The sequence below is a fragment of the Acetobacter fabarum genome, from assembly GCF_011516925.1.
GTDB classification, from domain to species: Bacteria; Pseudomonadota; Alphaproteobacteria; order Acetobacterales; family Acetobacteraceae; genus Acetobacter; species Acetobacter fabarum.
Window position 1 is genome coordinate 19,161 of sequence record NZ_WOTG01000019.1, and the last position, 8,633, is coordinate 27,793.

Annotated in this window: 9 protein-coding genes and 2 pseudogenes; 9 read left to right on the forward strand and 2 right to left on the reverse strand. The window is 56.9% G+C overall.

Going from position 1 to position 8,633, the window contains the following annotated elements; genetic code table 11:
- The first annotated feature begins 57 nt into the window (after positions 1-57).
- From traG to GOB83_RS13240, 7 genes and pseudogenes are all read left to right on the forward strand, one after another.
- Complete coding sequence (gene traG / locus GOB83_RS13210) at positions 58-2,157, forward strand: conjugal transfer protein TraG (RefSeq protein WP_165926402.1); 2,100 nt, start codon at positions 58-60, stop codon at positions 2,155-2,157.
- Between the two features lie 7 nt (positions 2,158-2,164).
- Complete coding sequence (locus GOB83_RS13215; protein ID WP_165926403.1) at positions 2,165-2,611, forward strand: ribbon-helix-helix protein, CopG family; 447 nt, start codon at positions 2,165-2,167, stop codon at positions 2,609-2,611.
- Positions 2,612-2,805: 194 nt separating this feature from the next.
- Positions 2,806-3,762 carry a P-type conjugative transfer ATPase TrbB gene (gene trbB / locus GOB83_RS13220; protein WP_408737452.1) on the forward strand — a complete coding sequence of 319 codons (957 nt, stop codon included), beginning with the start codon at positions 2,806-2,808 and terminating at the stop codon, positions 3,760-3,762.
- A gap of 86 nt (positions 3,763-3,848) precedes the next feature.
- On the forward strand, positions 3,849-4,439 hold the full coding sequence (locus GOB83_RS14810) for an ATPase, T2SS/T4P/T4SS family (RefSeq protein ID WP_456304137.1): 591 nt from the start codon (positions 3,849-3,851) through the stop codon (positions 4,437-4,439).
- On the forward strand, positions 4,436-4,750 hold the full coding sequence (locus GOB83_RS13230) for a TrbC/VirB2 family protein (protein WP_165926406.1): 315 nt from the start codon (positions 4,436-4,438) through the stop codon (positions 4,748-4,750). The genes GOB83_RS14810 and GOB83_RS13230 overlap by 4 nt, the downstream gene beginning before the upstream one ends.
- The gene (locus GOB83_RS13235; protein ID WP_165926407.1) at positions 4,750-5,016 is read left to right on the forward strand and encodes a VirB3 family type IV secretion system protein; all 267 of its coding nucleotides are present in this window, start codon (positions 4,750-4,752) and stop codon (positions 5,014-5,016) included. Before GOB83_RS13230 ends, GOB83_RS13235 begins: the two co-directional genes overlap by 1 nt.
- 7 nt (positions 5,017-5,023) lie before the next feature.
- Positions 5,024-5,623 (forward strand): annotated as a pseudogene (locus tag GOB83_RS13240) (conjugal transfer protein TrbE); the annotation flags it as partial.
- On the opposite strand, the pseudogene GOB83_RS13245 reads toward GOB83_RS13240, so the two are convergent.
- Positions 5,578-6,102, reverse strand: a pseudogene (locus GOB83_RS13245) (transposase); the annotation flags it as partial. The pseudogenes GOB83_RS13240 and GOB83_RS13245 sit on opposite strands and share 46 nt — an antisense overlap.
- Before the next feature lie 111 nt (positions 6,103-6,213).
- On the opposite strand from GOB83_RS13245, the gene GOB83_RS13250 reads away from it, so the two are divergent.
- Together GOB83_RS13250 and GOB83_RS13255 are read left to right on the forward strand one after the other, a co-directional pair.
- The gene (locus GOB83_RS13250; protein WP_242005874.1) at positions 6,214-6,789 is read left to right on the forward strand and encodes an acyl-homoserine-lactone synthase; all 576 of its coding nucleotides are present in this window, start codon (positions 6,214-6,216) and stop codon (positions 6,787-6,789) included.
- 129 nt (positions 6,790-6,918) lie between these two features.
- A complete protein-coding gene (locus tag GOB83_RS13255; RefSeq protein WP_165926410.1) occupies positions 6,919-7,578 on the forward strand; it encodes a helix-turn-helix transcriptional regulator in 660 nt (219 codons plus the stop codon).
- On the opposite strand, the gene GOB83_RS13260 is transcribed toward GOB83_RS13255, so the two are convergent.
- Positions 7,559-8,206: a hypothetical protein gene (locus GOB83_RS13260; protein ID WP_165926411.1), complete on the reverse strand. Its 648-nt coding sequence runs from the start codon at positions 8,204-8,206 to the stop codon at positions 7,559-7,561. The two genes, GOB83_RS13255 and GOB83_RS13260, sit on opposite strands and share 20 nt — an antisense overlap.
- Positions 8,207-8,633: the final 427 nt, after the last annotated feature.

An 8,633-nucleotide genomic window follows, 5' to 3' on the forward strand; every position in this document is an offset into this window, starting at 1 on the left:
GCTGCTCCTGCCGTTACGGGGGAATTATGGCGTCTTCAAGCCTGCAGGGAGGGTGCGATGACAGACATGCCGTCATGGGATGCCACTGATCTGGCCCGCAGGCTGGCGGAGAATGCAGAAGCGGTGTGCCGTCATTACCTCTCGGCCGGGCGACGGCATGGCAATTACTGGCTGGTCGGCGATGTCCACAACACGCCGGGACGGTCGCTCTATGTCCGTCTGCATGGGGGACCGGATGGACGTGGCCGTGCGGGAAAATGGACGGATGGCGCGACAGGGCAGCATGGCGATCTGCTCGACATCATCCGCGAAAGCCTCGGGCTGCTGGATTTTCGTGATGTCGCCGACGAGGCCCGGCGCTTTCTCTGCCTGCCACAACCGGTACCGCGACCGGCTTCTGATCGCGGTCGTTCCGATGCGTTCGGGCATGGCGCTTCCCCGCAGGCATCAGGAACCGCTGATGCGGCACGAAGGCTCGAGACCTACGGATCGGCGCGCTGGGCGGAGTTGGAAGAAATTGCGAAAGCCGGCCTGCTCGACCCGGACGGGGTGGTGCTGGGTCGTTATCGCAAAACCTATCTGCGCCATGACGGGCCTGAGCACGTCCTGACTTTCGCACCAACGCGCAGCGGCAAGGGTGTTGGCATGGTCATCCCCACACTTCTGACCTGGCCCGGCTCAGCCATCGTCCATGACATCAAGGGGGAAAACTGGGAACTGACGGCGGGATTTCGCGCCCGTTTCGGTCGCGTCGTGCTGTTTGATCCGACCAATGCGGCCTCCTCGGCCTACAACCCCCTGCTGGAGATCCGGCGTGGAGAGTGGGAAGTCCGGGACGCCCAGAACGTCGCCGATATCCTTGTGGACCCGGAGGGCAGTCTGGAGAAACGCAACCACTGGGAGAAGACCTCTCACTCCCTGCTGGTCGGCGCCATCCTGCATGTCCTCTATGCCGATCCGGACAAGACGCTGGCCGGTGTCGCCAATTTCCTGTCGGACCCGAAGCGTCCGATCGCCACCACGCTGTCGGTAATGATGCGAACAAACCATCTGGGTGAGAAGGGGCCACATCCTGTTGTTGCATCGGCCGCGCGGGAGCTGCTGAACAAATCGCCCAATGAACGCTCGGGCGTACTGTCTACCGCCATGTCCTTCCTTGGCCTGTACCGTGATCCGGTGGTGGCGGAGGTGACGCGGCGCTGTGAGTGGCGCATTGCCGACATCGTTGGTGGGGACCGCCCGGTAACGCTTTACCTGACCGTGCCCCCCTCGGATATCAGTCGGACCAAACCGCTGATCCGGCTGGTGCTGAACCAGATCGGCCGTCGATTGACGGAAGACCTGGAGGCTGCGGCACAGCGACGACGGCTCCTGCTGATGCTCGATGAATTCCCGGCACTCGGGCGGCTGGATTTCTTTGAATCGGCGCTGGCCTTCATGGCGGGCTACCGGATCAAGAGTTTCCTGATCGCCCAGTCCCTCAACCAGATCGAGCGGGCCTACGGGCCGAACAATTCAATTCTTGATAACTGCCATGTTCGGGTGAGTTTCGCCACCAATGACGAACGGACGGCAAAACGTGTGTCGGATGCGCTCGGCACCGCCACCGAGATGAAGGCGATGAAGAACTACGCCGGGCACAGGTTGTCGCCCTGGCTGGGACATCTGATGGTCGCGCGCTCGGAGACCGCGCGCCCGCTCCTGACGGCGGGCGAGATCATGCAGCTTTCTCCGTCTGATGAGATCGTCATGGTCTCCGGCCTCTATCCGATCCGCGCGAAGAAAGCCCGTTATTTCGAGGATGTGCGCTTTCAGGAACGCATTCTGCCGCCGCCGAAGCCCACGCGTCCCAAAGACGGTTGTCCGGACGACTGGAGTAATCAGCCCTTGCCACCCCGGCCGCCGGTTCCAGATGCAGGAGCGGCTGAAGCGGCCATGGAGGATGAAGAGGAAGACCCGAAGCAGTCTGCCCGACGTCGCCAGCCGGAACTGGGTGAGGGAACGGTCGAGAAGAAGGAGTCGATGGAAAATGAATTCGCACCCGATCCGACCGATGAATTCGACGACATCGCGCCCCGTAATAACCGGATGAACGATCTCATGCGTGGTGTCGCCCGACAGGCGTCACTGGACCGTAACGATGAGCTTGGACTGTGAGGCTGACATGACCATGCCAAAAAAGAAAGTCCAGATCTCCGTCTATCTTGAGCCGGAGGTCATGAAGACACTGTCCGCCTATGCCGCGCGACGCGGGCAGTCGATGTCCCTGATCGTGGAGGCTGCCGTCGCTTCCTTTCTCTCGCCCGACGGGGAGGAGCGCCGCGAGGCGGCGACATCGAAACGTCTCGACCGGCAGGACCGGCGTCTTGCGCGGCTGGAACGCGATATAGGAATCACGGTCGAGACGCTGGCGCTGTTCATCCGCTTCTGGCTCACCACGACGCCGCCCTTGCCTGAACCGGCCGCCAGGGCAGCACGGGCGCAGGCCGGGGCGCGTTACGATAATTTTGTTGCGGCCCTCGGTCGCAGGTTGGCCCAGGGACCAAGACTCCAGCAGGAAATTCCAGACGACGTTTCCGATCCTGCCCCACAGGATGAACCGGATTCGTAATTTCCGCACCCTGCAAGTATTTTTGCCCTGCGTTTCCCCACCGTCCTACGACGCATGAATTCCTGTTGAACCGCGTGGTTTCCTGCCTTTCTTAATTGTCCCCGTTGCTGTCCGCGCATCGCGTTCGGCCCATAGCGGGGAAAATCATGTCGATTTCCAGCATCCATGAAAGGGCCACGGTGCGCGGCATGTCCATGCTGCGCACGGCGATGGGGCCAGCGATTGCCCGGCACCTCGCTGATCCCGCCACTGTCGAGGTGATGCTCAATCCCGATGGCAGGCTGTGGATTGACCGTCTGTCCGAGGGGCTGGGCGATACGGGCGACAGGATAACGCCAGCCGATGCCGAGCGCATCGTGCGACTGGTGGCCCATCATGTCGGGGCAGAGGTCCATGAGGCAGCCCCACGTGTGTCGGCGGAACTCCCAACGGGTGAGCGTTTTGAGGGTTTGCTCCCACCCGTAGTGACGGCACCCAGCTTTGCGATCCGCAAGCCCGCCGTCGCGGTGTTCACGCTCGATGATTACGTCGCTGCCGGGATCATGACGGAAGGGCAGGCGGCATATCTGCGCCAGGCAGTTGCTGACCGTAAAAATATCCTGGTCGCGGGTGGCACATCCACGGGCAAGACTACGCTGGTCAACGCCCTGCTGGCCGAGGTCGCGAAGACCGACGATCGGGTCGTGCTGATCGAGGACACGCGCGAACTGCAATGCCGCGCGCCCAATCTCGTGTCGCTCCGCACCCGTGATGGTGTCGTCACGCTGTCCGAACTGGTCCGCTCAGCCCTGCGTCTGCGCCCCGACCGTATCCCGATCGGCGAGGTACGTGGCCCCGAGGCGCTCGACCTGCTCAAAGCCTGGGGCACGGGTCATCCCGGTGGGATCGGCACACTTCACGCTGGCACCGCCATCGGTGCCCTGCATCGTATGGAGCAGCTCATCCAGGAAATCGTCGTCACAGTGCCCCGTGCGCTGATCGCCGAAACCATTGACGTCATCGCCGTGCTGTCCGGGCGCGGCACGCAACGCCGCCTGTCCGAACTGGCTGAAGTCGACGGCCTGGATCCCGTGACGGGAGCCTATCGCATCCGTCCGGTCAGCCTTTCATCTTCCGAAACATCCAATCCTGACAAGGGAGAGCCATCATGAGGCCGCCTTCACGTCTGCTCGCCATCGTGTGCGCTGTTGCACATCCCGACCATCGCATGCCGGATATCCGCATGTTCGGAACATCCATGCTCCTGTCGCTAGTTTTCGTGTCATCGGCCTGGGCATCCGGAACGGGAATGCCCTGGGAAAACCCGCTCAACGAGATCCTGGAATCCGTGCAGGGACCGGTGGCCAAGATCGTCTCTGTGATCATCATCACCGTCACCGGTCTGACCGGCGACCGAGTGGTGCTGATTGAGGACACCCGCGAACTGCAATGCGCAGCCCCCAATCTGGTGGCCCTGCGCACGAAAGATGGCGCGGCCTCGCTCTCCGATCTGGTGCGCTCCTCGCTGCGCCTGCGCCCAGACCGGATTCCCATCGGGGAGGTACGTGGCGCCGAAGCGCTCGACCTGCTCAAGGCCTGGGGCACCGGCCATCCCGGCGGCGTCGGCACCCTGCACGCCGGTTCGGCGATCGGCGCTCTGCGTCGGTTGGAGCAACTGATCCAGGAAGCCGTCGTCACCGTGCCGCACGCCCTGATCGCCGAGACCATCAACGTCATCGCGGTCCTGTCCGGGCGCGGTAGCGCGCGCCGGCTGACTGAACTCGCCACCGTCCAGGGCCTGAGCCCCGCTGGAAACTATATCCTCGCACCCGCCGGAGATCCGTCATGACCTACATGATTGTCCTGCGCCGTCGCTTCGCCGTGGCCGGCGCCACGCTGTCGCTCGCCCTACTGTCGCTCCCGGCCTATGCCGCCGGTTCGAGCATGCCGTGGGAGGAGCCGCTCAACCAGATCCTGGAAAGTGTGCAGGGGCCGGTCGCCAAGATCATCTCGGTGATCATCATCACCGTGACCGGCCTGAAGCTCGCGTTCGGGGAGACGTCGGGCGGGTTCCGCCGCCTGATCCAGATCGTCTTCGGCCTGTCGATCGCCTTTGCCGCCTCCAGCTTCTTCTCCTTCTCGGGCGGGACGCTGATCTGATGGAGCCGGACAGCATCCTCGGCTTCACCGCCCCGGTGCACCGCGCCCTGATCGAGCCGATCCTGCTCGGCGGGGCGCCGCGCACGGTGGCGATCGTCAACGGCACGCTGGCCGCCGCGATCGGACTCGGCCTACGGCTGTGGATTGCCGGTGGGATCTTCTGGCTGGTCGGCCATCTCACGGCCGTCTGGGCTGCCAAGCGTGATCCCGCCTTCGTCGACGTGGTGCGTCGGCATCTGCGCTATCCCACCCATCTGGTCGGGTGAGCACGTCATGATGAACCTCGCCGAATACCGCCATCGCCGCGATCGCCTCGCCGATTTCCTGCCCTGGGCGGCGCTGGTCGCCAAAGGCGTGGTGCTGAACAAGGATGGTGCCTTCCAGCGCACCGCCCGGTTCCGCGGTCCCGATCTGGAGTCCCCGACCTCCTCCGAACTGGTCGCCATCACCTCCCGCCTGAACAACGCCCTGCGCCGGCTCGGCTCCGGCTGGGCCATTTTCGTCGAAGCGCAGCGCCGTCCGGCGCGTGGCTATCCTTCCAGCCCATTTCCCGACCCGGCCTCCGAACTGGTCGACGCCGAACGTCGGGAGCAGTTCGAGGAAGAGGGCGCGCATTACGAGAGCCATTATTTCCTCACCCTGGTCTGGCTGCCACCGGCGGACGATTCTGCCCGTGCGGAGGCCTGGCTCTATGAGAACCGCGCCCGTGGCGGTTCCGACTGGCGAGCGGTGGTCGCGGGCTTCATCGACCAGACCGACCGGGTGCTGGCGCTGCTTGACGGCTTCATGCCAGAGGCCGAGTGGCTTGATGATGGCGAAACCCTGACCTATCTCCATTCCTGTGTCTCCACGCGCCTACAGCGGGTCCGGATCGCCGTCCTCAATCGCTTCACAGCCCTCGGAATCCCCCTCACGCACCCTGTCGCGTCAGAAAACCCCTCAAAGATTGCAGCACGCCCAATCGCTGGAATTGTGCAACAGAGCCAGAGAGCCCTGTCATAGTTTTTGGGTGTTTTGCGGTTTGATTTTGGCGGAATGACTGGCTCGCCGCCGGCGTCTTCAACCGCATCGCGCAGGTGATCGGTGTCGTATCCCTTGTCGGCGATGACCGCGTCAGGATCGAATCCTTCAATCAGGTCGTGCGCCTGCGTAATGTCGTTGCGCTGCCCGCCGGTGAAGGTCATCCGCACCGGATTGCTCAAAGCGTCGGCGGCAAGGTGGACCTTGCTGCTTAACCCGCTGCGAGATCGACCCAGCCCTTGGGTATCCGCTCGCCTTTGGCGATGCGTGCGCCAGCGGCATGCTGGTGCGCGAACGATCATACTGTCGATCATCAGCCATTTCAGGGATGCGCCAAAATTTTAGTTATATAATTAATTTATAATTAGTTAACCTATCAATATTAACTAATTATAAATGATATTGGTGTTGAATAAATCAAAATCTCCATAGGGAGATTTGTGATGATAAGAGTATTTAGTTACAATCATAGACATTTTCACGCCCAAACATATGAAAAAATGCTTCGAGCACGTGCTGTTGTTTTTTCAGATCGCCTGAATTGGGACGTTAATGTCGTAGATGGAAAAGAAGAAGACGAATATGACCGGGAGTATAACCCACTCTATTTCGTAGCAGAGCGGCCTGATGGTTCACACGCAACATCCATGCGTATCATCCCCACCACGGGGCCGACAATGTTGCGTGACAAATTTCATTCATTTTTTCCAGATTGCCCGGATATCTATAGTCCAACAATATGGGAAAGCACCCGTTACTGTGCAACATTACGACCTGGTGAGATACATTATACAGGTGAGTTAGCACGCACTCTGTGTCAAACGTGCCTCGAAAACGGAATTACTCATCTTACAGGTATCTTTTTTCGGCCAATGTTACGGATTTATGAGCGTGCGGGCTGGCCACCTGAACCTATTATGAGTGCTCAACTCGACGGGAAGATGATTACGCTTGCCACGTTTGATGTGTCGCAGGCGCGTCTTGACGAAATTAATAAAAAATTTGCATTGGCCGCTTAAAATCTTATATGCCAGCCAAGAACATCTTGGCTGGCCTTAATCGTAATGGTTCCTGACACACACAATGCGCTTCTTCCCCTAGGGGATACCCTTCTCGAACGCATTCAGTCATGCGAAAGCATCTCGACAATGCAGGAGTTGGCATTCGAGATCAGGGATAATAGTGGCGCGGCCCATCTTACCTACCACTTTCTATCCAACCCTTGGGTTAGAGAGGGAGGAGAATTGGGGGTCACGACATACCCGCTGTCATGGCAAATCTTATATACTGAAAAAAATCTTGTTCATTCAGATCCGGTAGTCCGTACTGCACTAACCAGCGCACTTCCTTTTTTGTGGTCAGAAATAAAGATACTTTCTCAGAAAGAGAAACGGGTCATGCAGCTTTTTTCTGAACAGAATATGGGCAAGGATGGAATGTCCATTCCGTTAAGAGGGTTACGTGGTGAAGTGGGTCTTCTGACTATAACAAGTCGCAATATCCATGATTTCGGGCAAGATCGGCGAAGGGTTTATGCGGCAACATTCTCTCAGATTGGTGCATACATGCATGAATGGTTTGCTAATTATGGAGGGCGTCGAGAGGCTCTGGCGCCTCCTCGGTTATCCATTCGCGAACGAGAATGTCTTGCTTACCATGGCGAAGGTTTGATGACGCAGGAAGTGTCTTACAGACTGAATATCTCTGAAGCGACTGTAAGACTTTATCTTGCGACGGCTCGGCATAAACTTTGTGCACAAACGACCTGCGGGGCTGTGGCAAAAGCAATTAAATTCGGGTTGATATAAGTTTAGCCCGTTTATAAATTTCATCAAACGCAGAAGATATTCCAGAAAAAACATTGATAGATTTAATACAGTCATAAATAAAAAGCTGGTTTATAACGTTTTTGCTTTCACGCCCGCCGAGACGCAGAACGCCAGATGCGTCATATTCCGAACTGACAGACAGCATGCACACCCAACTTGCAATACAGTTGGATGCTAGATATTTCCCCACTTGAAAACCAAGTGATGTGTTTTCTATATTATCATTATACGGGATAGGATCGAGGTCGAGATTTGTTATTTTACTACGTCCCTCGTGCAATGCACTGGCATAAAGCAATTGTCCTGTACTAATTGTTCCAATCCCGAGGTCCGGACTTAATTGGATAATGTTGGCTGCCACTGCTCCAGCATCCGGTGGAGAAATTTTATTCACTTCGTGCAAAACAAAAGCTGCCAGCTTAAGTGCAAACTCAGTTCTACGATTACTCTCGTGGTATACCATATCTATAAAATGGCGACGGCCGATCATATCGGTATTTTTGAGTACAGACGCCAATACATCAATAGACTCAACAATAAAAGGATGAATTATTTCTGTATAAATATCTTTTTCGACATCAATATAGGAATGTAGCAATGCGCTCATCGATATTCTCTCTACAGAAATATCAAATAAACTTATAATTTTTATACTCTTATATCTTCCCCTCTAAAATGACCTATCAATATCGCTAGATCGGCAGAAGGTTGGAACTGGTCTAGAAAGACATAATTTGTTTCCATGCTGTTCTCTCAGTCTCTTGTTTCAAGCAAACATTGCTAGAACACATGAAGAATGTCTTAAGGGGAGATGCCTGAATGTTCTTATCGCTATAATTTTTTGGAAGAAAATTTTTCGGAGATAGATATTTAGGAATATCTTATACAATTAATATTTTCAATATTATAAATTTAGAATTATTTAAGTGTCTGACCGAAAATGAGTTGAGTGATTTCAGCAGGTTATGATTCATGGGTTTGCGATAACCTGATGAGATCAAGATGGCCTGGACTGAAATCACCCGCGCGCAGTA